This window comes from Bartonella sp. AP19HLJMH, assembly GCF_042196245.1.
GTDB lineage: Bacteria > Pseudomonadota > Alphaproteobacteria > Rhizobiales > Rhizobiaceae > Bartonella.
Genome location: NZ_JBHIPX010000004.1, coordinates 71,206 through 97,630 on the forward strand (window position 1 = coordinate 71,206; position 26,425 = coordinate 97,630).

Below are 26,425 nucleotides of genomic sequence, written 5' to 3' on the forward strand. Positions count from 1 at the left end.
AAGTCTTTCTTTAAATAAAAGCTTTTGTTTTGAAATATTGATTTAAATAGAGTTTTATGAGAAGTGTTTTAAACAATTATGCATCCTTTTGATACAAAGATTATGAGTGTGTGTGAGTGGTAACAAAAGTGATAAATAGCGTTGGAGGGAAAAGATGCAGAGCATTTCAACATTAAAACTTTTTCGTAATTCGGTATTTCGAAATTTATGGTCATCTACTCTTATTTCTAATTTAGGGGGGCTGATACAAGCTGTTGGAGCAGGGTGGTTAATGGCGTTGATTAGTTCTTCGCATTCCATGGTTGGGCTAGTTCAAAGTGCCACAACATTACCACTTGTTATGTTTTCTTTGATGGCAGGGGCATTAGCTGATAATTTTAATCGGCGTCAAATTATGTTGTGTGTACAGATTATGATGATGGTCATATCGATGAGTTTATCTGTTTTAGCCTATATGGGATTTCTAACACCTTGGCTTTTGTTATGTTTTACGTTTTTGATTGGATGTGGCACAGCTTTTTATAATCCTTCTTGGCAAGCAACGATAGGAGATATTGTGAGCAGGGAAAATATTCCTGCTGCTGTTAGTTTGAATAGTGTCGGCTTTAATTTGATGCGGAGTGTTGGTCCTGCGATTGGTGGTGCCATCATTGCAACTTTAGGGGCATCGGCTGCTTTTTTGTTTAATGCTATAAGCTATATTCCTCTTATTGGTGCGTTGTTTTTCTGGAAGTCGAATTATGAAAACAACTCATTGCCACGAGAAAGGCTGTTAGGAGCTGTCTCAGATGGTTTGCGTTATGTTGCGATGTCACCTAATCTCTTAAGTATTATGGTTCGAGCGTTCCTTTTTGGTATAGGAGCAACTTCTATTTTAGCACTTTTGCCAATTGTTGCGCATAAAGTTCTTGGAGGAAGTGCCCTTCTTTATGGTACATTGCTCGGTTGTTTTGGGTTAGGAGCCATGACAGCAGGTATTATTAATGCAGTTGTACGGCATCATTTTCGTTCAGAAACAATTATTGCAAGTGCATTTATTGGTTTCGCCTTTTCTTGCTTTTTATTGGGAATCAGTCGTTCACTGATTATAAGCCATATTGCTTTATTTCCTGCAGGGTTATGTTGGGTTTTGGCCTTATCATTGTTTAATACATCTGTACAACTCTCTACACCACGCTGGGTTGTTGCACGTTCTTTAGCTCTTTATCAAACGGCATCTGCCGGGGGGATGGCTATTGGAAGTGCAATCTGGGGAGGTTTAGCTGATGGTTATTCTCCAACAATTGCTTTGAGCGTTTGTTCTTTATTCTTGATTTTTGGTGCTCTTGCAGGGGTAAAATTTAGAATTCAAGAAATTCCTCAGATAGATTTAAATCCTCTTGATCATTTTAGAGAGCCGGAATTATTACTTGACCTCAAAGCAAGAAGTGGCCCGATTATGATAATGATCGATTATAAAATTCATGAAAATGATCTTGAAGAGTTTCTCAAAGTGATGACGCGTCGACGCCATATTCGATTACGTGATGGTGCGCGTCAGTGGGTCCTTTTACGAGATCTTGAAAGACCTGAATATTGGACAGAGGCTTATCATATGCCAACATGGGTAGATTATTTACGCCATAATCATCGTCGTACAAAAGCAGATGCAGAAGTCAATAAGCGTCTACGTCATTTAAATTGTGCTCCTAACGGTATAAGAGTGCACCGCATGATTGAACGCCAAACAATACCTCAAGCCAATGAGATGCTTTTAAAAGTTTCCTCTGATCATCTTCCTTAGGGTTAAAACAGTTTTTGTAAATATTACATATATTAATATTATTTCGATCAATTTTTTAGCATAATCATAAAAAATTGCTATTTCAATATTTAATGAATTGATTTATAATGGTTATTTGTCATTTTTCATGTTGAGTGATAGTTCTGAAAATCTTAAGCTTTTCTCGTTTCAAATCTATTTAGAGTAAATCAGTCCATATCTTTGCTTGTACATTATAAACGAGGACTAAAGTATGAGTAAAAAACGATTGAAAAAGAAATAAAAAGCCTCTTACGAATCCTTTAAATGCAAGGATTGTTGCGACATTAAGAGGAAAAAGTGTGTGGTGGTGTTAGCTTATAGCACTGACTTAAATTTTGATATGAATACGGTAAATATAGACAATGAAAAGCACCATATTTTTCTTAATTGATAGAGAAAAATATCTTTCCGCAAAAGGTGGTTGGGAAAAGAATCGATTAAATTGTGAAAATCCGCTTTGGTTTAAATAGACCTTTGTCGAGAGTGCCAATAGCAAGAAGTTGTTCCTTATAGAGGACACAAATTTCCTCTTCATCAAGAGGTGCTTTGTGATGATTCAAGAGGATAGAATGGCCTCTTATAATTCTCTGTGCTTGAGTTTCATTAAGGATATAGTGAGGGAGGCAATCCAATGCGGCGCTTGTGTCAATTAAGAGCCCATCGAGTGTTGAGAAGTTTTTTTCAAAAGAACGATTATTCTCATCTGTAGTGTTTTTATTTGGCGGAATGGCCGCTTTTAGTTCCTCCCATGTAATGAGCTCTTCTTCATCAAAAGGTGCGACGGCAATACGTCTTAAATCAGCAATATGCCCATAGCAACCGAGATCACGTCCCATATCGCGTGCTAAAGAGCGCACATAAGTTCCTTTTCCGCAGGTTATTTCAAAGACAGAATGCTCTTTAGTAGGCATTTCTAATAACTTGAAAGTTTCTATTTCCACTTCACGGGGCGGAATTTCAACAACTTCCCCTTCACGCGCTAAATCATAGGCACGATTTCCAGCAATTTTGATTGCTGAAAATTGTGGAGGTGTTTGCAAAATAACACCTGTATATTGAGGAAGAAGAGCAAGTATTTCTTCTTGTGTTGGACGTATGAGAGAAGTTTTCGTTATTTCTCCTTCTAAATCATCTGTTGAGCGCTCTTGCCCCCAAGCAATATGAAAACGGTAAGTTTTTTTGCCTTGCATCACGTAAGGGACGGTTTTGGTTGCTTCGCCCAATGCAATGGGAAGGAGACCAGAAGCAAGAGGATCAAGTGTACCCGCATGTCCTGCCTTTTGAGCATGGAAGAGCCATTTAATTTGTGAGACAGCTTCTGTTGATTTCATTCCTTTTGGTTTATCAAATATGACCCAGCCAGAAACAGGACGCCCTTTTTTCTTGTGTTGCCGCGCCATATCTTTAATCCTCATCTGTATCACTATGGTGAAGATCGCGTGCAACCTCAGGCGAGCGAAGGAGGGCATCAATTTTTGAAAAATTATCAAAACTATTATCAAGTCGGAAACGCAGTTCTGGCATATATTTCATTTGTCGCAACGCATGACTGATTTCTCCACGGAGAAAACGACTATGTTTATTGAGGGTATCAACAACATCGGTATGAGAAGCATTTTTAAGAGTGCTGAGAGGTGATACAAAGCAAGTAGCAATTTTTAAATCTGGTGACATGCGTACTTCAGAGACAGAAATAACAATATCTTTTAAGATATCATCAAGCAAAATATCACGCTGTAATATATGCGCTATTGCATGACGTACTTGCTCTGCTACTCTAAGTTGCCGTTGTGATGGCCCTGCATTTTTCATCAAAGTTTTATCCTTGCTACAAGATCTCTTTTTTGACCATTTAGATAAGGAAAAAGAGATATTGTGTATAAAACCTAATAACTTTTCTCATTTCACAACAGAGTAAAGTTATTGGATTATTTTATAATGTGCGATTAATATGTTCGATACGGAAGGTCTCAATGATGTCTCCTGCACGCATGTCTTCATAATTTTCAAAGGCTATTCCACATTCTTGACCACTTTGCACTTCATTGACTTCATCCTTAAAGCGTTTGAGTGTTTTCAGCTTTCCTTCGTGAATAACGATATTATCGCGGATAAGGCGAACACCGGCTCCTCGTTCTATTTTACCTTCTGTAACACGACATCCTGCAACTTTTCCAATTTTTGTAATGTTAAAGACTTCTAGAATTTCAGCATTACCAAGGAAAGTTTCACGCTGTTCTGGTGAGAGTAATCCAGACATAGCAGCCTTGATATCGTCAACAAGATCATAAATGATGTTGTAATAACGAATTTCAATTCCTTGTGTTTTAGCAAAATCACGTGCCTGCTTATTGGCTCGAACATTAAAGCCAATTACAGCAGAGTTAGAAGCTTCTGCAAGAGAAATATCACTTTCGGTAATTCCTCCAGCACCAGAATGTACAATACGCGCACGAACCTCGTCATTTCCGAGTTTTTCCAATGCTGAAGCGATTGCTTCAATTGATCCTTGAACATCTCCTTTTATAATAAGAGAAAAATCCTTAACACCAGTCGTTTGCAATTTTGTCATCATCTGTTCAAGAGAACCACGCGAACCAGTTTGCCGCGCAACAGCTTTATCACGTGCTAATCGTTGCCGATATTCAGAAATTTCACGTGCTTTTGCTTCATGTGTGACAACAGCAAAACGGTCTCCGGCTTGTGGTGTTCCTTGCATGCCTAAAATTTCAATTGGTGTAGAGGGAACGGCCTCTTTGACATGGCGGCCATGGTCGTCAATCAAAGCACGTACACGACCCCATTCATTTCCAGCAACGATAATATCAGAAGGGTGTAATGTACCTTTTTGAACAAGAACTGTTGCAACAGAGCCACGTCCGCGATCCAATTTGGCTTCAATGATAACGCCCTCTGCAGTTCGTTGAGGATCTGCTTTCAGATCAAGCATTTCAGCTTGAAGAAGGATAGCTTCGAGAAGTTTATCAAGATTTTGACCAGTTTTAGCAGAAACTTCAACGTCCAAAGTTTCTCCACCCATAGTTTCAACAAACACTTCATGTTGTAGAAGTTCTGTACGCACTTTTTGTGCATTCGCAGCTGGTTTATCAATTTTGTTGATAGCAACAATGATAGGTACACCAGCAGCTTTCGCATGATTGATTGATTCAATCGTTTGAGGCATAACACTATCATCAGCGGCTACAACGAGAACAGCAATATCAGTAACACGAGCTCCGCGTGCACGCATAGCGGTAAATGCAGCATGACCTGGTGTATCAATAAAGGTAATTTTTTGACCATTTTGTTCTACTTGATAGGCACCAATATGCTGCGTAATACCTCCTGCTTCGCCAGAAACAACATTTGCTTTACGAATAGCATCCAAAAGCGAAGTTTTTCCGTGGTCAACATGGCCCATAATGGTTACAACAGGGGCGCGCTGCTGCATGTTTTGAGGATTATCTGTTATATTAAAGATACCTTCTTCTACGTCAGATTCTAAAACACGTTTAACAGTATGGCCAAATTCAACAGCGATGAGTTCGGCAACATCTGCATCAATAACATCGCCAGGTTTCATCATTTGTCCTTGTTTCATCAAGAATTTAATCACATCAACAGAACGCTCAGTCATACGTTGTGCGAGCTCTTGAATAGTAATCGTTTCAGGAAGAACAACTTCGCGAGAAATTTTTTCTCTTGGTTCTTGATTTTGTGCACGCTTAAACTTTTCCTGTCTACGCCGCATTGCAGCCATTGAGCGCCCACGTGCGCTTCCTTCTTCATCCAGTGCACTATTCAGAGTTAACTTTCCGCGTCTCCGCTCATCAGCTCCTTTGACAACTTTGGGTACACGTATTTCTGACTTAGCAGGATTAGCACGTCGACTATGCCGTTCTTCCTCTTTATTGTCATCTATTTTGCGTTTTTCAACCACGGTTGTCTGTTTAGGGGCAATAGGAATATCTGTCTGTTCAATGAGAGGGGGAACAGGTGGAGTCTGTACTGGCGATATTTCTTCTTCTTGTTGGAGATGTATTTCTTTCTCTTTAATTTCTTGCTGTAAAATTTCTTCACGCTCTTTAGCGCGTCTTGCTTCTTCTTCGGCTTGTTCTCGCGTTATTTTTTCTTGGATATGTGCTTCTTCTAACGCGCGAAGTCTCGCTTCCATTTCAGTTGATGAAAGATTGCTTTTGGTCACAGATTCTTGAGGCTTTTTTCCCTCAAAACGCGGTTTAGAACGCTGGGGGGCCACATGCGGCTTTGTAATGGGCTGTAGGGTTTCAGCTTTTTCATCAGGTCGCGTAATTTTACGCCGTTTGGTTTCGACAACGACAGCCTTCGTACGGCCATGACTAAAATTTTGTTTAACCGTACTCGTTTCCAAGACAGACCTCTTGAGAGTTAGTGTCTTCTTGACGGTTGTTTTGTCGTTGTTATTTTCACTCATTGTACTTCCTTCACGGCTTGGGCCGTCATCTCACTAGACTTACTATGCTTGTCGTCACGATAGCTGATCAATTTACATGTTGTTTTGAGAAATCCTTCAGCAGCTTTTGTGTCCAGTAAGGCCGCGTGCATTACAGGATTAGAGCCAAAAGCCACTCGCATTTCATCACTTGTAAATAAAGATATGGTTTTTATAGTCCGATTTGTTTGTTGTTGTATTGAATGGATGGCCTGTGCAATTTTTCGTTTCCCATCTTCTGTTGTTTCTTTAGCATGAAGTACAAGAATAACTTTACCAGAGCGGATAGCAGCGTCAACCTTTGTTGCTCCCATAACAATTGCTCCCGCTTTTCGTGCCATGGAAAGGCTTGAAAGAGCGGCTTTTAGTAAAAGCGTATCAACAACATGCACAAGATTTGGTGCAACCTCAACATCTGTTTTAAAATTTCTATGAAAAGCTTTCTGTTTGATTGCTTTCTCAATAACAGCGTGATGGGCAGAAATCCAAACGCCACGCCCTGGTAAATTCGCTTTAAGATCAGGAACAATTTGGTTGTTGGGTCCAATAACAAAACGGATCAGCGTTTGTGCTGAAGCATTTTTTCGGGTCACAATGCAAGTCCGTTCATTCATTTAAAGTGTATCCACATCCAAATCATCTATTTTTTCATTTTCTGTAGAATTTCCATCTTCTACAGGATTTTCTGTAACAAGATCAGCTTGGTCTATCCAGCCTGCTTGTACACGTGCGGCTAAAACCATAGCTTCTGCATCTGCGCGTGTAATGTCAAAAGGGGTTAAAATACCAGAAAAATTCTGTGTTTGACCTTCTTTACGTTCTCTCCAACCAGCTAAATCATCAACGGCATAGCCAGCAAAGTCTTCTATTGTTTTTACACCATCCTCACCTACAGCAACCAACATAGCACTTGTCATTCCAGGAAGTGTTCGCAATTCGTCAGAAACTCCGAGCTTTTTGCGTTTTTCATCGAGTTCTTTTTCTTGATGATCAAGATATTCGCGGGCACGACTTTGGATTTCAGCGGCGGTATCATGGTCAAAACCATCAATAGAAGCGATTTCTTCAAGATCAATATAGGCGATTTCTTCAATAGAAGAAAAACCCTCTGATGCCATAACCTGTCCGATCATTTCGTCAACCTCTAAGGCTTCCATAAACAATTTACTTCGTTCAGTAAATTCTTTTTGACGATTTTCAGATTCTTCCTTTTCCGTTAAAATATCAATGTTCCATCCTGTTAGTTGCGAAGCCAAGCGAACATTTTGCCCACGTCGTCCAATAGCAAGGCTAAGTTGATCATCTGGCACAATAACTTCAATCCGTTCAGCATCTTCATCAAGGATGATTTTAGAAACTTCAGCAGGTTGCAGTGCATTAACGACAAATGTTGCCGCATCAGGCGACCAAGGAATAATATCAATTTTTTCGCCTTGTAATTCAGCAACAACAGCTTGTACACGACTTCCTCGCATTCCAACGCATGCTCCAACAGGATCAATGGAACCATCACGTGAAACAACGGCGATTTTAGCCCGTGAACCTGGATCACGAGCAACAGATTTGATTTCTATAATACCATCATAAATTTCTGGTACTTCCATAGTGAAAAGTTTTACCATAAATTGGGGATGTGTGCGTGAAAGGAAAATTTGCGGACCACGCGTTTCACGGTGTACATCATTGACAAAAGCACGAATGCGATCTCCATAGCGGAATGATTCACGAGGAATTAATTCATCACGGCGAACAATAGCTTCACCGCGCCCTAGATCAACGATGACGTTACCATATTCCACACGCTTAACTGTACCAGAAATAATTTCACCAACTTTATTTTTGAATTCTTCATATTGCTGATCGCGCTCTGCATCGCGTACTTTTTGTACAATAACCTGTTTAGCAGATTGTGCTGCGATACGTCCAAAATCCATAGGAGGTAAAAGATCAGCAAAAAAATCACCAATTTTTGCTTCTGCTTGACGTTTGAGAGCATCAGACAAAGTAATTTCCGTTGTATAGTCTTCAACGACATCAACGATTTTAAGCAGGCGCTGTAATTTAATTTCACCTGTTTTAGAATTGATTTCAGCACGAATATTGGTTTCTTGACCATAACGAGAACGTGCTGCTTTTTGAATAGCATCAGCCATCGCAGAAATGACAATTTCACGGTCGATTGACTTTTCACGTGCAACAGCATCTGCAATTTGCAGAATCTCAAGCCTGTTAGCGCTTGTAGCCATCAATTTTCTCCTTCTTTGTGCCACACGATGGGTATTTCCCAGTGATATTATTTTTTGAAATTGAGCGTCTGTATAGAGTCGTTAGCGTTCTCTTCGGCAATGAATTGTTGACTTAAATCTTTATTTTGTTTCAATGCATCGCGAATAAGCTCATCGGTAAGCACTAAATGCGCATTTATGATATCACAAAAGGAAATAGGGGTATACATGGCTTCTCCATAAGCAGCTTTATCAGTGTTTAAAATAAATCCATCTTGCGTGATATTTGTAAGTGTCCCACGAAATTTTCGGCGCCCATCAATTGTTATTTTGGTTTCAATTTTTGCAAGATGCCCTTGCCAATGAAAAAAATCAGATTTTCTTACCAATGGACGATCAATTCCAGGTGATGAGATTTCTAAATGATATTTGCGTTCAATAACATTTTGTACATCAAGGAGGGGAGAAACAGTTCGACTAACAGTTTCACAATCTTCTATGGTCATAGAACCATCGGCACGTTCAACCATAATTTGAAGTGTTAAACCATTTTGACCAAGAAGTTTTACACGAACCAAACGAAAACCTAAAGGTTTAAACAATGGTATGACAAGAGCAGCAATCTGTGCTTCGATACCATCTTCTTCAAACAGGCGCGGTTCGTCAAGATTGCTTATTTTTTCAGCTTCGTTCATACATTTTATCCAAGTTGGTTTCATCAGTTTTATGATATTAAAAAAGAGCGGGTCCAACGGCCCACTCTTCATCATAAGACCAAGAATTTAACTATTAATACTCTTAAATTCAAAATTTTTCAAGTTGTTTATGAGAAAAGCGCTTGATCATTTATTTCTTGATAAAGGTAAGATAGGCAGGCGTTCGTCCTTCGCGTAAAGCTTTTGCTTCATAGCGGGTTCCGCTCCATAGTGGATAAGGGAGTTTCCAGTCTTGAGGGCTTTCTGCTTTCCATTCAAAGTGATCATGTTGTGCACAATGGTACAAAGTCCAGTTTACATAACTGTCTATATCGCTAGCAAAGCGAAAAAATTTTCCTATTTTAAGAACACGAGCAAAACGGTTAAGATTTTTTATATTGATGAAGCGTCGTTTCCAGTGTTTTTTTTTCGGCCAAGGATCAGGATAGAAGAGGTCTATTCCATCAAGCGAGTTATCAGGGAGCCAATCAAGAAGGCGTGTAGCATCATCATTATAGAGGCGAAGACGATTTTGATGGTTTTGATGCTGTTCAAGAGACGACAATATTTTTGCCATGCCATTGATAAAGGGCTCGACGCCGATAAAACCGGTTTTTGGAAAATATGCCATTTCATGAAGTAAATGTTCACCTCCACCAAAACCGATTTCAAGTCGAATTTCTCTTACTTTGCTTGAAAATAAGGATGTAAGGTTTAAGGGAGGAGGGACATTTAAATCAATATTCAAACTGGGGAGAAGCATTTGTATACGTGTAAGCTGACTGTCTCGAAGTTGTTTTCCTTGTCGGCGTCCAAAAAATGCTTCACTCTTACGTATATTATGTTTAATCATGGGATTTGGATCATTGTTTGAAGCGTTTTCACGAGATCAGTTTTTTCCCATGAAAACGAACCATCGTGTTTTGGTTTACGACCAAAGTGACCATAGGCAGCTGTTTTCGCATAAATAGGTTTATTGAGGTCAAGATGTTTTCGAATGCCGGTAGGTGAAAGGTCCATTATTTTGCGGATGGCTTCTTCAATAACCTTTTCATCGACTTTTCCTGTTCCATGAAGATTAAGATAAATAGATAAAGGTTGTGCAATACCAATTGCATAGGAGAGTTGAATGGTGCATCTCTCTGCTAAATGAGCAGCAACAATATTCTTAGCCAGATAGCGTGCCGCATAGGCAGCAGAACGATCAACTTTTGTTGTATCTTTTCCTGAAAAAGCACCGCCTCCATGGGGTGCTGCACCTCCGTAAGTATCCACAATAATTTTGCGTCCCGTTAATCCGGCATCGCTTTGAGGGCCTCCAATGACAAATTTTCCTGTTGGGTTAATATACCAACTACATTGAGCTGCAATGGGAATGTCATGTAAAGCTTGGCGAATGTAAGGTTCAACCACTGTACGTACTTTATTGGAATCCCAGCTTTCATCAAGGTGCTGCGTTGAAAGAACAATGGATGTGACCTCTATCGGTTTTCCATTTTTATAACGTATGGTTATTTGGCTTTTAGCATCTGGTCCTAATTTTCCAGTTTCTCCCTCTCCTTTATGACGAGCTGCGGCAAGAAGTTTGAGAATTTTATGCGCATAATAAATTGGCGCAGGCATGAGATCAGGTGTTTCACGGCAAGCATATCCAAACATGATACCTTGATCACCCGCTCCTTCTTCACCATGCCGATCCGTAGCATTATCAACCCCTCTTGCTATATCAGCTGATTGTGGGCGCAAAAGAACATCAATTTTAACAGTTTTCCAATGGAAGCCTGCTTGTTCATAGCCAATGGTACGAATAGCACGGCGCGCTGCTGTACGAAAACGTGTAGGATTAATGAGTGGAAAGCTAGTTTCATCATAGATGAATTCTTTATTTTTATCTTTTTTTAATAGCGTATCGGGAACACGTACTTCACCAGCGATAACAACACGGTTGACACTGACGAGAGTTTCACAGGCAACGCGTACTAACCATGGATCAGTACCAGTCTTTTCAGCTTCTTTATAGATCATATCAACGATTTCATCGGAAATACGATCACAAATTTTATCAGGATGTCCTTCCGATACCGATTCGCTCGTAAAAAGATAATCTTGATGCGGCATAGGAACTCCTTCAAAAAAGAAAACCAACGATTTAATCAATTGCTTACTAAAGTCGTCACCATTTGCTAATTCTACAGCAAATAGTCAATGCAAATGTATATGAATAAAAGAGAAAAGATATAATTTTAATTTATAACTTATTTGTCAAATCTTCCTCAGAAAGTGCTTTTGCCAAGTCAATAATTTTTCGACGCACTTTAGCATCAGATATATTTGTAAAAGCGCGCATGAGCTGAATCCCTTCGCTGCTAGAACAAAAGTCTATAAAATTGTGTTCACTTTCAGCAAAACCCTCTACTTGTTGGGAGGTAATACCTTTATCAAAAAAGTAAGAAACAGGAACATCCATAATTTCCGCTATCGCTTGAAGACGGCTGGCACCAATACGGTTTGTTCCTTTTTCATATTTTTGGATTTGCTGAAAAGTAATTCCTAATTTTTCACCTAGTTTCTCTTGAGTGAGTCCTAAAATATTACGACGTAAACGGATACGAGTTCCAACATAGATATCTATAGGGTCAGGTTTTTTTCTAGTTTCGGTCATAATGCAACTCTTTATTTCCAGCATTTTTCTTCTAAACCAACATCATATTTATGCGCAGTTGATTTATCATATAATTAAAACAATATGTAATATTTTTTCCCAATATCACTGGTACACGCAACACAATACCGTACAAAGGGCACTTGAATCATTTAAGCTGTTTTGTAAAACCAAAACCAATACGACACAATAGCATAAGGATGAATAAGATAAAAGTAGAGAAAGTTCTGTATTCATTGCTTCCTATAGGGGTAATGGATGATGGAACTTGTGAATCAATAATGCCCACAGCATTTTGTCGAAGAGCTACAACGATTCGTCCATAAGAATCAATAACAGCTGATATGCCATTATTGGCGGCCCGTATGAGGGGGATTCCCAGTTCAACGGCACGAAGCTGTGCTTGTTGAAGATGTTGATAGGGTCCAGGTGTTACACCAAACCATGCATCATTTGTAATATTAATAATTGCTTGAGGTGGGGAGCCTTTAAAAGTCATTTCATGGGGAAATATTGCTTCATAACAAATTAAGGGTAGATAAGAAAATCCGTTTGGCATTGTAACAATTTTGCGCACACTTGCAGCACTATATCCACCAATATTATCAGCAAGGGTACGCAATCCAATTTTTTTCAATAAATTCTGATAAGGAAGATACTCACCAAAAGGAACCAAATGAAGTTTATCGGAAGTATTTAAAATATTACCTTGAGCATTAATGACTGCAATTGTATTAAAATATTGTGTTTGGGAATGAGGTAGATCATTGCTGGCGCGTATTGCTCCAACAATAGCCCATTGTTTAGGTTTTAAAAGAGAGGCAATGCGCATTGTGATAGATGAGTTATCATAGAGAAGGTAAGGAACGGAAGCTTCAGGCCATACGATAAAATCGGGTTCTGAATTTTGATCGGTTGTTGGCGTTGCACTTAGCTTCATATGCGCTTCCAACATAGATTCTCGTGTATTATCACGCAATTTTATATTTTGTTGGATGGACGGTTGAACAATGCGCACCCAATAAGCACTTTTTTGATCTTCAGTTGTGTTTTCTATAGTATGAAGACGATAAAACCCAAAACCACAGTGAATGAATATAAGTGATAAACAAAGAGAAAGTGCCACTTTCTTTTTTTCATCCGTTAATAAAACAGTTGGCAAACTGTAGGCTAAGACAGCAAGAATATTCATTCCGTAAAGTCCTACGATTGCATCAGATTGCATGAACATTGGGGTTGGCATGGCTGTATAGCCAAGAGAATTCCATGGAAATCCTGTGAATAAAAACGCACGCAACCACTCGGATAATCCTAATGCAAAGGCTAAAACAAAAAAGCGTGCTATTCCTTTTGTCCATAATAAACCGACAATGAAACCAGAAAAAAACCAATAAAGAGAAAGGTAGAGTGGAGGGAATAAAATGGCTAATGGGACTGCCCAACCAAAAGAATCTGGATCTGTTAACAAAGCATTGCATAGCCACCAAAGGCCGCAAATAAAATAACTAAAACCAAAGGTTCCACAGCTTAAAGCGTAAGTAAAAAAATGTTTTTTATTGTTTTTGGTGGCCCGTATTGAGTCAAGTAAAACAATAAAGAGAGGGAAAGTTAAAAAGCAAAGAGGTGTTAAATAAAAGGGTGGAAGTGCAAAAGAAGTAAGAGCACCACACAGAAATATCCATGCTTGGCGCTTCCAGCCTGTAACAGAGAACAAAAAAACGATGAAATTGTTTAAAAATGCTGGACTATTCTTTAGGGATGGCATTGTTCTCAAGATTCTCATTTTTGGGAATGCGAAAAATGCGCAATCGTTTAATCCGGCGTTTATCAGCTTCTAAAATACGAAATCTATAGCCAGGTACAGCTTCGACAATTTCACCTTTAGCAGGAATGCGATCAAGAATTGAGACGATCAAACCACCAATAGTATCAACTTCATCACCATATTCCCCTACGATAAAATCAGGACCAAGAGCTTTCTCCACATCTTCTAGTTCAGTTCTTGCATCAACGAGCCATTTATTATTTGGTTCACGTACGATAGCATTGTCGACATTATCATGTTCATCTTCGATATCCCCAACGACTAACTCAACAATATCTTCCATTGAAACGAGACCATCTGTTCCTCCATGTTCATCAATAACTAAAGCCATTTGAGTTCGTGTAGTTTGCATCCGTGTTAATAATTTGCTTGCAAGCATAGAACTGGGAACAAAGAGAACTGTTCGGATCAAATCCAATTCACCAATTGGAGTATGCAAGTCTGTATGGTTTAATTGAAGCAAATCGGATTTTTGTTCGGTTTTTGTTGGGTTGATAATAAAGCGAGTGATGTAGTTAAGAATATCGCGGATATGGATCATGCCGCGCGGATCATCTAAAGTTTCAGCATAAACGGGGATACGAGAATGACCAATTTTTGCAAAACATTTAAGAGTTTCTCCAAGAGAGGTGTTTATTTCTAATGCTTCGATTTCAGAACGAGGTATCATAACATCATCCACGCGTGCTTCACGTAAGCGTAAAATGTTATGCAGCATAGTACGTTCTTCAGGTGAGAAGAGGGCGGTATCTTTTTCATTGTTAGTCGTGAGTGCAACGGTAAGATCATCGCGCAGTGACGTAGATGCACAATTACGACCCCGTAAGAATGAAAATAAATGATTCATCAGGGAATATTTCTCTGTATGATTCGTCTGTTGAGAGGGGTCTTTTTCATTATTAGAAGATGCTTGACTATTATTTTGTGCATTTATTTTGTTTGCCATGGTTTTGAAATCTTTTAGACTTTCTTTTTTATAATAGATAAATAAGAGGCTTTAAATGGTATGCTGGTAATATTGATTTTAAAAGTTAAATTTTATCATTGATAGACAATTATGCGTAAGGATCTTTTATGGAAAGCTTTTGAAGAATTTCTCTTTCGAGCTTTTCCATTTTATATGCTTCATCATCAGTTTCATGGTCATAACCAAGCAGATGCAAGATACCATGAACAATCATATGTGTTAAATGGTCTTGAAATGTTTTTCCTTCTTTCTCTGCTTCGAAAACAACAGTTTCTCGGGCAATAATAATATCACCGAGTATGGGACCAGGTCGATTTCCAGCTTTAAGTGGAAAAGCAGGAAAGGATAATACATTAGTAGATTTGTTTTTGTTGCGCCATTGTGTATTGATTTGTGCCATATGTTCATCATCCGTAAAAAGCAGGCTAATCTCGCTTACAACATTTGCCAATGAAACATGATGCATAGTTGTCATTAATGCTTTTTCAGTGATAGTATAAAGCATTTTCTCATCATTCCACCCTGCGCTTTTAATCATTATATCAATAATAATCATGATGAATCAAATTCATTTTTTAATGCATCGCATGCGAATGATTTTTTTTTATTTTGTATTTCGGAATCAAGATCATAAGCACGAACAATAGCAGCAACAAGTGGATGGCGTACAACATCTTTTTCATCAAAATGCACAATTGCAATATTTTCTACATTTGAAAGAATGCGAATTGCTTCAATGAGACCTGATTTTTGCCCTGTAGGCAAATCAATTTGGCTTACGTCACCGGTAACGATCATACGCGTTCCTTCTCCAAGACGTGTGAGGAACATCTTCATTTGCATGGGGGTAGTATTTTGTGCCTCATCAAGAATAACAGCAGCATGGGCAAGTGTTCGTCCGCGCATAAAGGCGAGAGGAGCAATTTCTATGACACCAGAGGCTAAAATGCGTTCTATTTTTTCAGCGGGCATCATATCATAAAGAGCATCATAAAGTGGTCGTAAATATGGGTCGACTTTTTCTTTGAGATCACCGGGAAGAAAACCAAGATGTTCTCCAGCTTCAACAGCTGGACGTGAGAGAATAATTCGCTCAATGATACCACGTTCTAGAAGCATTGCAGCATGAGCAACAGCAAGATATGTTTTTCCTGTTCCTGCTGGTCCTACACCAAACACAAGTTCAGTATGCTCCATAGCACTTATGTAAGCGTCTTGTGTTGGAGTTCTTGCATGAATTATTTTTTTATGGGTACTCAACCGAGCTGGTATACGTTTCGTTGCAGATTTGTGTGTTATTGTGTCTTCTTTCTGCTTCTTTGGTATATTTGCCATAGCAATCGCTCCTTTTATATCTGATAAAGTGAGCTCTTGATGTGTTTTGGCACGTTCATAAAGCTGCTGCAATACATATTGCGCACGTTTTATAACAGAAACATTTCCACGGATTAAGACTTCATTACCACGCGGATGAATACTAAGTTCGAGTTTTTTTTCGATATAAGCGAGATTTTCGTCAAATTTACCAAAAACTGCTTTTGCATATTTATTATTTTCGAAAATCAAAACAACTTGGCTCACATCTGAAGCGCTTGTTTGTTTCAAGGTATCAGCCTTTTCAAGGGACGTATTTACTTTTTCTTTAATACGCTTTATTTTTTCGGTTGAAGCTTTCAGCCTATTCTCCATATCTACATAAATGTTGCACATTTTGTTAAGTAAATTTTATAAAAGACAATTTTTACAAAAAGTGCACGCTTTAGATGTAATCATTTGCTTTTAAAATAAAAGAGTTTTCCAAAATATTTATTTTTGAACAAGGTATTAGAGGCATGTTTATCTATTTGTCACTTCACCAACAAAACTGTTTGAGCTTGCATTTTTAATATGAATTTCTATCACGCTACCTGTAGAGGCTTCTGTATCGACAACAACAGGTAAAAGCCAAGGGGAACGCCCTACCATTTGCCCTGAGTGACGTCCAGGTTTTTCGATGAGAACGTCCGTTTTTTGATCAATTTTAGAACGCAAAAACGCATTTTGTTGCTCAAGGAGAAGGGCTTGTAAATGTTGAAGTCGGGCATCTTTTACAGATTCATCAACATGATTTTTCATTGTGGCTCCCACTGTTCCAGGACGGGGGGAATATTTAAAAGAATAAGCTGAACTGTACTGTACTTGTTGAATAAGTTTAATGGTTTCTTCAAAGTCTTCATCTGTTTCTCCTGGAAACCCTACAATAAAATCGCCTGAAAAGGCAATATCTGGCCGTACGGTTCGAATTTTTTCGATAAGATGAAGATAATGAGAGCTTTTGTGTTGTCGGTTCATGGCTTTTAAGATGCGATCTGAACCTGATTGAACAGGAAGATGGAGGTAAGGCATTAACATATCAAGATCTCGATGCGCGGCAATAAGGCTATCATCCATATCACGTGGGTGGCTGGTTGTGTAACGCAAACGCTTTAAACCATCGAGTTTTGCGAGATGATAAAGAAGATCGCCAAGACGCCAAGTTTTGCCATCAGCACTTTGTCCATGCCAACCATTGACATTTTGTCCAAGCAGCGTAATTTCTTTGACACCCGCTTCGATGAGTTGAAGGGCTTCCTCGGTAATTTGCTCGACAGACCGTGATATTTCAGCACCGCGTGTGTAAGGAACAACACAAAAAGTGCAAAATTTATCGCAACCTTCCTGTACTGTTAAAAATGCGCTAACACCTCGTTTTCTTACTGCATGTTTATTATGGGGCGGCAAATGAGCAAATTTATCTTCAACAGCATAGTCTGTTTCGATAATTTTTTTTCCTTGTTTTGCTTTTTCTAACAATTCTGGCAAGCGATGATACATTTGCGGACCAATAACAAGATCCACTGTTGGAGCACGGCGCAAGATTTCACTTCCCTCAGCTTGTGCAACACAACCTGTTACACCAACCATCAGGGGTTTATCAGGTGTGCGCTCTTGACGCATAACGCGCAAACGACCAAGATCAGAATAAAGTTTTTCTGCTGCTTTTTCACGAATATGACAGGTATTAACAAGAATAAGATCGGCATCATTGGGAATTTGTGTTGTCACATAGCCTTGCGAACTGAGGCTATCAGTCATCCGTTGGCTATCATAAACATTCATTTGACATCCATAGGTTTTGATAAAAACCTTTTTAGGAGCAACAGGAGGCGTATTTTTAGGATTTACTTTATTCATAGCGCATGTGTAAATGTTTTTTACACAAATCTCAATCTATTTGCTTAAAAGTTTTTTGCATGATAATTGCATCACCACGACCATTTTTTGACGCGTAGTAGGCAAGACGTTCAGAAATTTTTTGAAATTCAAAGCGTTGATAAAGGTTCAAAGCAGAAAGATTTGTGGCTTCTACTTCCAAGAATAATTTTATGGCGCCCTTGTCGTGAAGATAGTGAACTGTGCTTTCAATAAGAAAGGTACCAATTCCTTTTTGACGATAATGAGGGTGAACAGCAATTGTGATGATTTCTGCTTCATCAAGGATGAGACGGCATAGGCAAAAGCCTAAAATTTGATCAGAGTGATCAATGAGAAAAGCTTTGTATCCGAAGATAGAGTGATCTGTTAAGAAATTATCAAAAGCTTGTTTTTCCCAAGAAGGGGTAAAACAATGCTGATGAATTTGATGAAGAGAAGCACTATCATTAACTTGTAGCGGAGCAATTCCAAAATTCTTTTTTGTCAATGAAAATTTGGGCATTATTTTTTTTGTGGTAAAGCAAAATTGGTTTGTTGTTTTGCATCAGCGCTGCGTAGATAGAGTGGGCGAGGTGAATTTTTTGATTGTTTGTTTGCAGCAAGATAAGCATAGTTTACAATATCGGCCGCTTCGCAGGGAATTTTTTCTAGGACAATTTTTTCGTGTATTTTATGGTTTTTAACATGCTCCACAACGACATCAGCAGCTGGGCCAGTCAGTCGGGTTTTTTTTGGCAAATCTTCGAGGATATTTTCAATTGTTTTTAATCTCGGCGCTCCCAAAGGTGTGAGATCATTATGAAAATTTTGATGGTAGAACATCCCTCTCCCTGCTTCAATGACAACAGTAATTGCCGATACTGTACTTTTACTGTTTATGACTTGTGCTGCTAACGCTTCAAGAGCACTCACTCCAACAGCTGGTATTTCAAGTGCTAATGCCAAAGCGCGCGCTGTTGCAACACCGACACGTACACCAGTAAATGATCCAGGTCCAATATTGACAGCAATACGCTCAACTTGATCAAGCGTCATATTGGCTTGTTTCATTATTTGTGTAATCTGCCCAATAATTTTTTCGGCATGTCCTTTGTTCATGCGTTCATTGATACGCGCAATAACAGATTTATGACGAATAAGCGCAACAGCACAATAAATTGAAGCAGTATCTATAGCAAGGATAAGCATAAAAATATTTTAGTTGAATAAAACGATAAATAAAAGTCCTGCTGTATTTTTAATCTTTTCATTATCGTATATTTCATTTGTAAGAAAGTTACTAGTGCCAATAAGCAACAATATCTTTTTATGGGATAGAACGAGATGTTGATTTAATCCTTATTTTTATCACTTTTTGAATGAGTACCTTGAGTATTGTAAGATTCTCTTATTTTAAGTCTACTTATGGTGAAACAATTAAAGTTATTAGCTTGTATATTACAAGCGGAGTTAGCGTATGAATCAAAACTCCTTTCACGAATCGTTTAAATGTAAGGGTTGTCACAACTTGTAAGCTATCAAATAGTACTTTGATGCCACTTGTATTACATAGTAAGTAAAAGTAATTTAAAAGAGGAAAAGTTATGACCCCACATTTTTTCCAAATAAGAATATATTTTATCAGTCTTTGTATAAAAACCTTAGCGTAATGAGAGCAGATGAAAGAAATGGCATTATTTTGCATGAGTTACGTATTTTGATACTACCCTGTTGCAAATCATTATGGACTGAAAAGCACATTTGACAGTTTTCACTTAAATATCAGCTCTTTCAATTTTTTGTATAGAATAATGAGCAGTATTTTAGAACTTTTTCTGGTTTATGAAAGAACTGATTTTAATAATAATGAGGACTTTGGGTTGATTGCATACTACGTTGAAAAAATAATAATCAATGCACATTTAAAATGTTATATGATTTAAATCATTCAATTGTATCATGATAAGGCTACAAATACCGAGAATAATTATGGAGCAGGTTGAAGCCAAAATGACGCGCCATCCTGCTTTTTTTAGTGATCGGATATCAACACCTAATCCTAGTGCAGCCATTGAGATAACAGTAAACAACTGGGCAATAAATTTGATGGGATTGATAGCCTTTTCAGGGATAAGACCACTTGAGCGAACAAGCATCATGATAATAAAGCCAATGATAAACCATGGGACGAGGGTATGTAAACGCAAGCGTGTTTGTGCTGATCGGCGATAAATGATTGATAGAGTAAAAATAACAGGGCCTAACATGAGAACCCGTACTAATTTGACAATTGTTGCAATTTGAACACTCAGAAAAGAGATAGGTGCTGTTGCTGCTAAAACCTGTGGTACAGCATACACAACCATGCCAGCAAGCACACCATATTGGCTAAATGACAAATTCAGAGATGGATGTAAAAAGGGTAGAAATAAAATAATAAGAATTCCTAAAAGAGCAGTGAAGGCAATTGACGCGGCTACATCGTCATGTTTTGCTTTTATGACAGGTGCAACGGCGACAATAGCTGAATTGCCACAAATAGCATTCCCACAAGCGACCAGCATTGCTAAATGTGTAGAAAGCCCGAAAAGTCGGCCGATGGCAAAGCTCAGGATAATCGTTACGAATATCACGAAAATGATACTAGCAAGCAAATTCCAACCAGCTGAAAGGACTGCGTTAATGCTAATGCTTGCTCCTAGAAGAACGATAGCAATTTCGAGAAGTGTTTTTGCAGAAAAGGTGATACCTTTTTGAAAATATGTTGGCAAAGGAAAACAACTACGGATAATCGATCCTAAAAGAATTGCCAAAACAAGGCTTTCAAGCCAAGCTTGTCCCAAAAGCTGTTTTTCTAAGACTTCTAAGCCATAAGCTAAGGCTGATATGAGTAAACATACTAGAATACCAGGACCAAAGTCGTTTAAAAGTGAGAGTTTTTTCTTTATCACTTGAATATTTTCCCCATACAAAGAAATAATAGTAAATAAAACGAGATAACAGGTAAGAGAAAGAAATTTTTAAAGATTTGTTCTTGCTTGTACAGCTGCTGCTAAAGTTCCGTCATCAAGATAATCAAGCTCGCCTCCTACAGGGACACCATGAGCAAGTCGCGTAATTTTAACTGGAAAATTGGAAAGCTGATCGGTGATATAGTGAGCAGTTGTTTGACCTTCGACAGTCGCATTGACAGCAAGAATAATCTCCGTAATAGTAGGGTTTTGTACAACACGCTGTATTAAGGTGGCAATGTTGAGTTCGTCAGGACCTATTCCATCTAAGGGGGAGAGTCGTCCACCCAACACATGGTAACGTGCGGCTAAAGTTTTTGCGCGTTCAAGAGCCCACAGATCAGCAATATCCTCAACAACGATGATTGTTGTATCATCGCGGCGCAAATCTGTACAAATTGAACAAGGATCAATGGTATCGACATTTCCACAAACAGAACAAATGCCGACTTTTTCTATAGCTGCTTGTATAGCTGCTCCTAAAGGCTCCAGCAATGTCTCTTTTTTTTTGATAAGATGAAGTGCAGCACGACGCGCTGAACGTGGACCAAGACCTGGTAACCGTGATAAAATCTGAATGAGACGTTCAATCTCAGGTCCTGCAATGTATTTAGACATATTTTTGTCCCACGGAAAAAATCCGTTTCATTAAAATGGAAGCTTGAAACCTGATGGGAGTGGTAGCCCTGCCGTCATACTTTTGGTTTTTTCTTCTATTGCGATTTCGATTTTTGTTCTTGCTTCATTATAAGCTGCCATAATAAGATCTTCAAGAATTTCAGCTTCCTCAGGTTTGAGTAATGAAGGATCAATTTGAATTGCTGTTATAATATTTTTGCCATTTAAAGTGATATTGACGAGACCACCCCCTGCAGTGCCCACAGCTTGCAGATTAGCTATTTCCTCCTGAATCTTCTGCATTTTTTCTTGCATTTCTTTGGCTTTTTTCATCATGCTCATCATTTCACGCATAGGAATAGGTATCCTTATTCATCATTGATATCATTTTTATTTTTAAAAATATCAGCATTTTTAAAGGTATTGGGGAGTAAATCAAGATCATTTTCTTCTTTATTGAGTCGAATATCGACAATTTTTGCTTCTGGGAAATGATTGAGGATTTTCGCGATATCAGGATCTGTTTCTGCATTGGAAAAAAGAGTCTTTTGAATCGCTATACTTTCCTCCTGTAAGGTTGGGCCACCTCCTTCATTAACAAAAGTTATTGTCCAGCGTTTTTCAGTCCATTGAGATATCTTTTTTTCTATATCATGAGCAAGAAATTGTGGGGTATTTTCAGAAAGTCTTAAGGTAATATGCCCAGCTTCAAAAGAAACAGGATGAACAAATTCTTTAACAAGGAGTTTGAAAGGAACGTCATTGTGCTGTTCGGCTAATTGAACAATATCGTGCAAAGAATTAATCACGAGAGTTTTAGGTTCAGTAATCTTTTCTGTTTTTTGCGTGACAGAATGCGATGAATTTGCAATCTTTTCAGAAAGATCAGTAGATTGAGAAGTTTCTGGAATTTCTGTTACTTCTTGGGCGTTGATTTTGTCATGGTTTTGATTTTCAACTAAATTTTCTGGTTGTAAGGAATGATCTAATTGGTTTTTCAAAGATGTTTTTAAATCTGATTGATCGGGTAATGTATTTGAAACGCTCGAGGAAGCATGGGCTCCGATCATTGTTTCTTTTGTTATATTATTTGCATTTGTAGATTCTTGATGAGAAGAGTTTTTAACCAGTGTGAGAGGCGTTTTTTCTTGCGTAAGCTTTTTTAAAGCCTCATCAAGAGTTGGTAAGTCAGCCATGTGAGCAAGACGAATTAAAAGCATTTCAGCGGCTTGAAGAGGACGTGCAGTTTGATTAACTTCCTGTAAACCTTTGAGTAACATTTGCCAGTTTCGGGATAAAATAGGAACGGAAAGTTTTTTTGAAAAGTCTAAACTTCTTAAACGTTGTTCTTCAGTCAGAGAGAAATCTTCCACTATTTCTGGTGTAAAACGTAAACGTGTGACCAGATGATTAAAATCGGCTAGTTCTGTCAATATAGTAAGAGGATCAGCACCTGCTTCATATTGACTGCGTAATTCATGTAACGCATTGACAACATCGCCCTTCATGATAAATTCAAAAAGATCAATAATACGTGCTTGATCCGCTAATCCTAACATTGTACGCACCGCAATAGCATTAACATTGCCATTGCTATGGGCGATTGCTTGATCAAAAATGGATAATGCATCACGTGCAGATCCTTCTGCAGCACGGGCAATCATAGAGAGTGCTTGATCTTCTACTTCTACCTTTTCATATTTCGCAATTTGACGCAAATGTGCACTCAAAGCTTTTGAGTCAATACGTCGTAAATCAAAACGTTGGCAACGCGAAAGAATTGTAATAGGAACTTTGCGAATTTCTGTTGTGGCAAAAATAAATTTCACATGGGAAGGTGGTTCTTCAAGAGTTTTCAATAAACCATTAAAGGCTTGTGTTGAGAGCATATGTACTTCATCGATAATATAAACCTTATAGCGTGCAGAAACAGGACGATAGCGTATTTGTTCAATAATTTCACGAATATCATCAATGCCCGTATGAGAAGCGGCATCCATTTCTATAACATCAATATGGCGTCCTTCGATAATTTGTGTGCAATGTTCACCAAGAGAGTCCAATACAGTTGTTGGTTGGTCAATATCTTTTGTTTTATAATTAAGTGCACGTGCCAAAATACGTGCTGTTGTGGTTTTACCTACGCCACGAATCCCTGTTAACATCCACGCTTGTGCAATACGACCTTTTTCAAAGGCGTTGGTGAGAGTACGCACCATAGCTTCCTGACCAATGAGGTCAGAGAAGTTTTGGGGTCGATATTTACGAGCAAGAACACGATAGGCTGTTTCTACCGGTAAATTTTCCATGAGTATTTCCAACTTCGAAGTTCTTTATGCGTACATTTTGATAATACAAAAGCATAGATCAATACTGTAGTCTCATATAAAAGGATTTTTTCTTAATCAAATTATTTATGGGACAATTTGTTTAAAAATAACAAAACCCCTTTATTTGCTGCATACAAATGCCGCTTTGAAGATTAAAAATACCTCGCTAAAAGACAGCATAAAAAATAATTTCTTCAGCAAAATAGGAGGTTGGAACGATGACCCGTACCAGAACTCGTTGGGGCTGCTTCTTTCCAGACCTGACCCAGTTGGCGAGTAGTTCGTCCACCACCAACCTCCCAAGTCCATATTGTCGATTTGGAATGAAAAATCAAGCTCAGAAACGAAAAATATCCTAAGAAAGACGAAGAATTTTCCTTTGCATTTAATTTATTGATATATAAACAACAAAGAGATTGTGGATTTACCAGTTTTTATAGCAGTAGCTCTGCATATTTATTTGGTATGAAAATATTTTTTCGCTTAAGATAGTCTGAATGTATAATTATCTCATTCGCTGAAACATGTAAGAGTTTTAGGATAGATACATCTGTTCTAAAACTACGAAATTGAATCATCAAAAATTTACAACAGTCAAAGAAGCAAATAAAGCAGATAGATCATGTGATTGGCTAACATTCGAAAGTCAGGGGGAAGAGTGCTATTTAAAGAATTATAAAATATTGCTTTAATGGTGTTGCTCCTCTATACAAAACAGAACATCCCAAACAGAATACATTTAATGTTATACATTCACAGGCTTTTGAAAGAGCGATTGCTCAATACTCTTAACTATATTTCAAACTCCACTCATAAATAGTATACATGCTTCCCTTGAGTTATAAATCTATTGTTGCGCTACCCTCTTTATGCTTAATACAAAGTATAAATTTTAGCCCTCATACTACTTAACAACTCCCAATGTTGCGATCCCTTGCACTTGAGAGGCTTTATAAGAAGCATTTTTATTCCTTTTTTAATCGTTTTTACTCACACATCACTCCCATTTGTAACTTTCAAGGAAACGATTTTAATTGATTCAATATGAGATTTAAGATGGGAGGATCTTACTTTATTTGTGGTTGTAATTCAGTGTAAGAAAATCAAAGTCTTATAATGATAAGCCAGTATCTTATAAGAGTACCACCTCATTTCTATAGTGAATGAGAATATAAAATATGTAATGTTTTTTCTTTTAACATAATATAAATATATAAATACTGAGTAGATGTTATCGCTCTTTTTTTGCGTGCTTGTTCTTTTAATTAAAAAACATTGATGTTTATCACAAAATGGATCAATATATGAAGTTTCATTATTTGAGAAAAGATTTCATATATTTTTAAGGGGCTGTACTTATACAAGAGAAGATGCAACATTCAACGCTATAGAAATAAGGGGATACTGGTTTTATAAGCATAAAAATGGTTCTTATTCGATATAAGCGATATTTTATAGTTTCAAATAATTATATCCTTTAATAAGGAGGGAAAAGCGAGATGAATTTTTACAAAAGCTGAATGAGTATGATTTAAAATGCAGCGAGGAATGCATCTGTAGAGCAAATTTTACTTTTCTGTTTATCTAAGTGATTTGGGTACGATGTGCTTTATAGTACTTAAAATAAAGCAGTTGCGAAGATAGAAGTCATATTCTTATTAAAAAAATAGCTCTGATAGTAGAAAATACAGAACAATTTAAGTTTAGTCTTTTAGTTTTCGAAAAAGTTCTTTAATATCTAACCTTATAAGCAGCTTAAGGTTTGCCATATTAGGATAAAAATAACCTTTTCAGCGATTAGTTTTAATGGCTCATTATGCCCTATTTTGAAAAAAATACCTGAAAAAAGAATAACTCTACTCAAATTTAGATGTTATAGAAATATTGTTAATCATAATCTCCTGTGTCACAATTTGTTCCAACAACTTTTTTCTTCGTAATATTTTTAAAAATATAATGTCCTGACGAAGGAAAACTTATATGAAGAGATTTTATATTTTTTAGGATAAAGATCTTCTTTTCTTTATCATGGGTTATTTTCTTTTCATCATCAACAGCAATTCTCAATTTGTTTAAATCAGAAGGGGTAGAGTACGATAAAGTAAAGGATACTTTCTTCGGTTTAAAGATACTACAAGAGTATTCAGCTCCTTGATGGATTGTATCGGATGGGATGATCACAACACTTTCATCCAGCCCAAAATTCCATTTTTTCTCACCAAAGCCAGCAAATGCAACACTAGAGTAGGCAAGAATATTTGCGGCTAATAATACTTGCATGAAGATTTTTTTCATTATCCTCTCCTTTTTCTAAAGTGAGGTGAATCATAAATCAATTTTTATAAAGATAAAAGCTCAAACTTAACGCTAAAATCAGGGTTGAGTTGCATTTTCTAGCTTTAAACCATGTTCAGACTGATATCAGTCTAAGAAATTTGAATGCTCTATCATGTATAATAATTTGAATTGTTTTGAGAGCTAATTTAGAAGTTCGTTATCTTTATTGGAATATTGTCAGAGGAAATGACTTTTCTCAAGAAGCTCTCTTTGAATATATAAAGGGAAATAGATGGTACAAGCGTTTTTATTTTTGGTTACTGTGTT

General features: G+C 37.7%; 22 protein-coding genes and 1 other RNA gene. 1 reads left to right on the forward strand and 22 read right to left on the reverse strand.

Going from position 1 to position 26,425, the window contains the following annotated elements:
• Positions 1 to 154 precede the first annotated feature (154 nt).
• The gene (locus ACFINR_RS03450; RefSeq protein ID WP_375611818.1) at positions 155 to 1,783 is read left to right on the forward strand and encodes an MFS transporter; all 1,629 of its coding nucleotides are present in this window, start codon (positions 155 to 157) and stop codon (positions 1,781 to 1,783) included.
• A 458-nt stretch (positions 1,784 to 2,241) separates the two neighbouring features.
• Here the strand turns inward: ACFINR_RS03450 and truB are convergent, their stop codons facing one another.
• From truB to ACFINR_RS03560, 22 genes are all read right to left on the reverse strand, one after another.
• A complete protein-coding gene (gene truB, locus ACFINR_RS03455; protein WP_375652501.1) occupies positions 2,242 to 3,204 on the reverse strand; it encodes a tRNA pseudouridine(55) synthase TruB in 963 nt (320 codons plus the stop codon).
• 4 nt (positions 3,205 to 3,208) lie between these two features.
• On the reverse strand, positions 3,209 to 3,616 hold the full coding sequence (gene rbfA, locus ACFINR_RS03460; RefSeq protein ID WP_375613309.1) for a 30S ribosome-binding factor RbfA: 408 nt from the start codon (positions 3,614 to 3,616) through the stop codon (positions 3,209 to 3,211).
• Between the two features lie 121 nt (positions 3,617 to 3,737).
• Entirely contained in the window at positions 3,738 to 6,257 is a 2,520-nt protein-coding gene (infB, locus tag ACFINR_RS03465) for a translation initiation factor IF-2 (RefSeq protein WP_375632288.1), read from the reverse strand.
• Positions 6,254 to 6,889, reverse strand: coding sequence for an RNA-binding protein (locus ACFINR_RS03470; protein WP_375611814.1), 636 nt, complete (start codon positions 6,887 to 6,889; stop codon positions 6,254 to 6,256). The genes infB and ACFINR_RS03470 overlap by 4 nt, the downstream gene beginning before the upstream one ends.
• The gene (gene nusA, locus ACFINR_RS03475; protein ID WP_375613310.1) at positions 6,890 to 8,521 is read right to left on the reverse strand and encodes a transcription termination factor NusA; all 1,632 of its coding nucleotides are present in this window, start codon (positions 8,519 to 8,521) and stop codon (positions 6,890 to 6,892) included. It abuts the gene before it with no gap.
• Positions 8,522 to 8,568: 47 nt separating this feature from the next.
• Positions 8,569 to 9,219: a ribosome maturation factor RimP gene (gene rimP / locus ACFINR_RS03480; RefSeq protein WP_375652550.1), complete on the reverse strand. Its 651-nt coding sequence runs from the start codon at positions 9,217 to 9,219 to the stop codon at positions 8,569 to 8,571.
• Between the two features lie 127 nt (positions 9,220 to 9,346).
• Positions 9,347 to 10,048, reverse strand: coding sequence for a tRNA (guanine(46)-N(7))-methyltransferase TrmB (locus ACFINR_RS03485; RefSeq protein ID WP_375613311.1), 702 nt, complete (start codon positions 10,046 to 10,048; stop codon positions 9,347 to 9,349).
• On the reverse strand, positions 10,045 to 11,313 hold the full coding sequence (metK, locus tag ACFINR_RS03490) for a methionine adenosyltransferase (protein WP_375613312.1): 1,269 nt from the start codon (positions 11,311 to 11,313) through the stop codon (positions 10,045 to 10,047). The genes ACFINR_RS03485 and metK overlap by 4 nt, the downstream gene beginning before the upstream one ends.
• Positions 11,314 to 11,443: 130 nt before the next feature.
• Positions 11,444 to 11,857 (reverse strand): helix-turn-helix domain-containing protein, encoded by a 414-nt coding sequence (locus ACFINR_RS03495; protein WP_375611810.1) that lies wholly within the window; start codon positions 11,855 to 11,857, stop codon positions 11,444 to 11,446.
• 148 nt (positions 11,858 to 12,005) lie between these two features.
• Positions 12,006 to 13,640 (reverse strand): apolipoprotein N-acyltransferase, encoded by a 1,635-nt coding sequence (gene lnt / locus ACFINR_RS03500; protein ID WP_375639477.1) that lies wholly within the window; start codon positions 13,638 to 13,640, stop codon positions 12,006 to 12,008.
• Positions 13,603 to 14,628, reverse strand: coding sequence for a hemolysin family protein (locus tag ACFINR_RS03505; RefSeq protein WP_375613314.1), 1,026 nt, complete (start codon positions 14,626 to 14,628; stop codon positions 13,603 to 13,605). The genes lnt and ACFINR_RS03505 overlap by 38 nt, the downstream gene beginning before the upstream one ends.
• 109 nt (positions 14,629 to 14,737) lie before the next feature.
• Positions 14,738 to 15,205 carry an rRNA maturation RNase YbeY gene (gene ybeY, locus ACFINR_RS03510; RefSeq protein WP_375652502.1) on the reverse strand — a complete coding sequence of 156 codons (468 nt, stop codon included), beginning with the start codon at positions 15,203 to 15,205 and terminating at the stop codon, positions 14,738 to 14,740.
• Positions 15,202 to 16,326 (reverse strand): PhoH family protein, encoded by a 1,125-nt coding sequence (locus ACFINR_RS03515; RefSeq protein ID WP_375621222.1) that lies wholly within the window; start codon positions 16,324 to 16,326, stop codon positions 15,202 to 15,204. Before ACFINR_RS03515 ends, ybeY begins: the two co-directional genes overlap by 4 nt.
• A 159-nt stretch (positions 16,327 to 16,485) precedes the next feature.
• Positions 16,486 to 17,862, reverse strand: coding sequence for a tRNA (N6-isopentenyl adenosine(37)-C2)-methylthiotransferase MiaB (gene miaB / locus ACFINR_RS03520; protein ID WP_375632294.1), 1,377 nt, complete (start codon positions 17,860 to 17,862; stop codon positions 16,486 to 16,488).
• 31 nt (positions 17,863 to 17,893) lie between these two features.
• Positions 17,894 to 18,385, reverse strand: coding sequence for a ribosomal protein S18-alanine N-acetyltransferase (gene rimI, locus ACFINR_RS03525; protein ID WP_375627639.1), 492 nt, complete (start codon positions 18,383 to 18,385; stop codon positions 17,894 to 17,896).
• Positions 18,385 to 19,071, reverse strand: coding sequence for a tRNA (adenosine(37)-N6)-threonylcarbamoyltransferase complex dimerization subunit type 1 TsaB (gene tsaB, locus ACFINR_RS03530; RefSeq protein ID WP_375652503.1), 687 nt, complete (start codon positions 19,069 to 19,071; stop codon positions 18,385 to 18,387). The genes rimI and tsaB overlap by 1 nt, the downstream gene beginning before the upstream one ends.
• Positions 19,072 to 19,784: 713 nt before the next feature.
• Positions 19,785 to 20,813 (reverse strand): YeiH family protein, encoded by a 1,029-nt coding sequence (locus tag ACFINR_RS03535; protein WP_375652504.1) that lies wholly within the window; start codon positions 20,811 to 20,813, stop codon positions 19,785 to 19,787.
• 69 nt (positions 20,814 to 20,882) lie between these two features.
• Entirely contained in the window at positions 20,883 to 21,491 is a 609-nt protein-coding gene (gene recR / locus ACFINR_RS03540) for a recombination mediator RecR (RefSeq protein WP_375652505.1), read from the reverse strand.
• A 30-nt stretch (positions 21,492 to 21,521) separates the two neighbouring features.
• Complete coding sequence (locus tag ACFINR_RS03545; protein ID WP_375632297.1) at positions 21,522 to 21,845, reverse strand: YbaB/EbfC family nucleoid-associated protein; 324 nt, start codon at positions 21,843 to 21,845, stop codon at positions 21,522 to 21,524.
• Positions 21,846 to 21,859: 14 nt separating this feature from the next.
• Positions 21,860 to 23,800, reverse strand: coding sequence for a DNA polymerase III subunit gamma/tau (locus ACFINR_RS03550; protein ID WP_375652506.1), 1,941 nt, complete (start codon positions 23,798 to 23,800; stop codon positions 21,860 to 21,862).
• Positions 23,801 to 24,023: 223 nt separating this feature from the next.
• An RNA gene (gene ffs, locus ACFINR_RS03555) (signal recognition particle sRNA small type) lies at positions 24,024 to 24,121 on the reverse strand.
• A 1,587-nt stretch (positions 24,122 to 25,708) separates the two neighbouring features.
• Complete coding sequence (locus ACFINR_RS03560) at positions 25,709 to 26,116, reverse strand: hypothetical protein (protein WP_375632299.1); 408 nt, start codon at positions 26,114 to 26,116, stop codon at positions 25,709 to 25,711.
• Positions 26,117 to 26,425: the final 309 nt, after the last annotated feature.

What these genes read in the sequence shown, in the direction of transcription:
- miaB (WP_375632294.1), bottom strand. Translation starts at nt 17,862, where the DNA reads ATGAATAAAGTAAATCCTAAAAATACGCCTCCTGTTGCTCCTAAAAAG.
- ybeY (WP_375652502.1), bottom strand. Translation starts at nt 15,205, where the DNA reads ATGATTATTATTGATATAATGATTAAAAGCGCAGGGTGGAATGATGAG.
- rbfA (WP_375613309.1), bottom strand. Translation starts at nt 3,616, where the DNA reads ATGAAAAATGCAGGGCCATCACAACGGCAACTTAGAGTAGCAGAGCAA.
- tsaB (WP_375652503.1), bottom strand. Translation starts at nt 19,071, where the DNA reads ATGCTTATCCTTGCTATAGATACTGCTTCAATTTATTGTGCTGTTGCG.
- recR (WP_375652505.1), bottom strand. Translation starts at nt 21,491, where the DNA reads ATGTCTAAATACATTGCAGGACCTGAGATTGAACGTCTCATTCAGATT.
- ACFINR_RS03470 (WP_375611814.1), bottom strand. Translation starts at nt 6,889, where the DNA reads ATGAATGAACGGACTTGCATTGTGACCCGAAAAAATGCTTCAGCACAA.
- ACFINR_RS03550 (WP_375652506.1), bottom strand. Translation starts at nt 23,800, where the DNA reads ATGGAAAATTTACCGGTAGAAACAGCCTATCGTGTTCTTGCTCGTAAA.
- ACFINR_RS03485 (WP_375613311.1), bottom strand. Translation starts at nt 10,048, where the DNA reads ATGATTAAACATAATATACGTAAGAGTGAAGCATTTTTTGGACGCCGA.
- truB (WP_375652501.1), bottom strand. Translation starts at nt 3,204, where the DNA reads ATGGCGCGGCAACACAAGAAAAAAGGGCGTCCTGTTTCTGGCTGGGTC.
- nusA (WP_375613310.1), bottom strand. Translation starts at nt 8,521, where the DNA reads ATGGCTACAAGCGCTAACAGGCTTGAGATTCTGCAAATTGCAGATGCT.
- lnt (WP_375639477.1), bottom strand. Translation starts at nt 13,640, where the DNA reads ATGAGAATCTTGAGAACAATGCCATCCCTAAAGAATAGTCCAGCATTT.
- ACFINR_RS03495 (WP_375611810.1), bottom strand. Translation starts at nt 11,857, where the DNA reads ATGACCGAAACTAGAAAAAAACCTGACCCTATAGATATCTATGTTGGA.
- infB (WP_375632288.1), bottom strand. Translation starts at nt 6,257, where the DNA reads ATGAGTGAAAATAACAACGACAAAACAACCGTCAAGAAGACACTAACT.
- rimP (WP_375652550.1), bottom strand. Translation starts at nt 9,219, where the DNA reads ATGAAACCAACTTGGATAAAATGTATGAACGAAGCTGAAAAAATAAGC.
- ACFINR_RS03545 (WP_375632297.1), bottom strand. Translation starts at nt 21,845, where the DNA reads ATGCGTGAAATGATGAGCATGATGAAAAAAGCCAAAGAAATGCAAGAA.
- ACFINR_RS03560 (WP_375632299.1), bottom strand. Translation starts at nt 26,116, where the DNA reads ATGAAAAAAATCTTCATGCAAGTATTATTAGCCGCAAATATTCTTGCC.
- ACFINR_RS03450 (WP_375611818.1), top strand. Translation starts at nt 155, where the DNA reads ATGCAGAGCATTTCAACATTAAAACTTTTTCGTAATTCGGTATTTCGA.
- metK (WP_375613312.1), bottom strand. Translation starts at nt 11,313, where the DNA reads ATGCCGCATCAAGATTATCTTTTTACGAGCGAATCGGTATCGGAAGGA.
- rimI (WP_375627639.1), bottom strand. Translation starts at nt 18,385, where the DNA reads ATGCCCAAATTTTCATTGACAAAAAAGAATTTTGGAATTGCTCCGCTA.
- ACFINR_RS03505 (WP_375613314.1), bottom strand. Translation starts at nt 14,628, where the DNA reads ATGGCAAACAAAATAAATGCACAAAATAATAGTCAAGCATCTTCTAAT.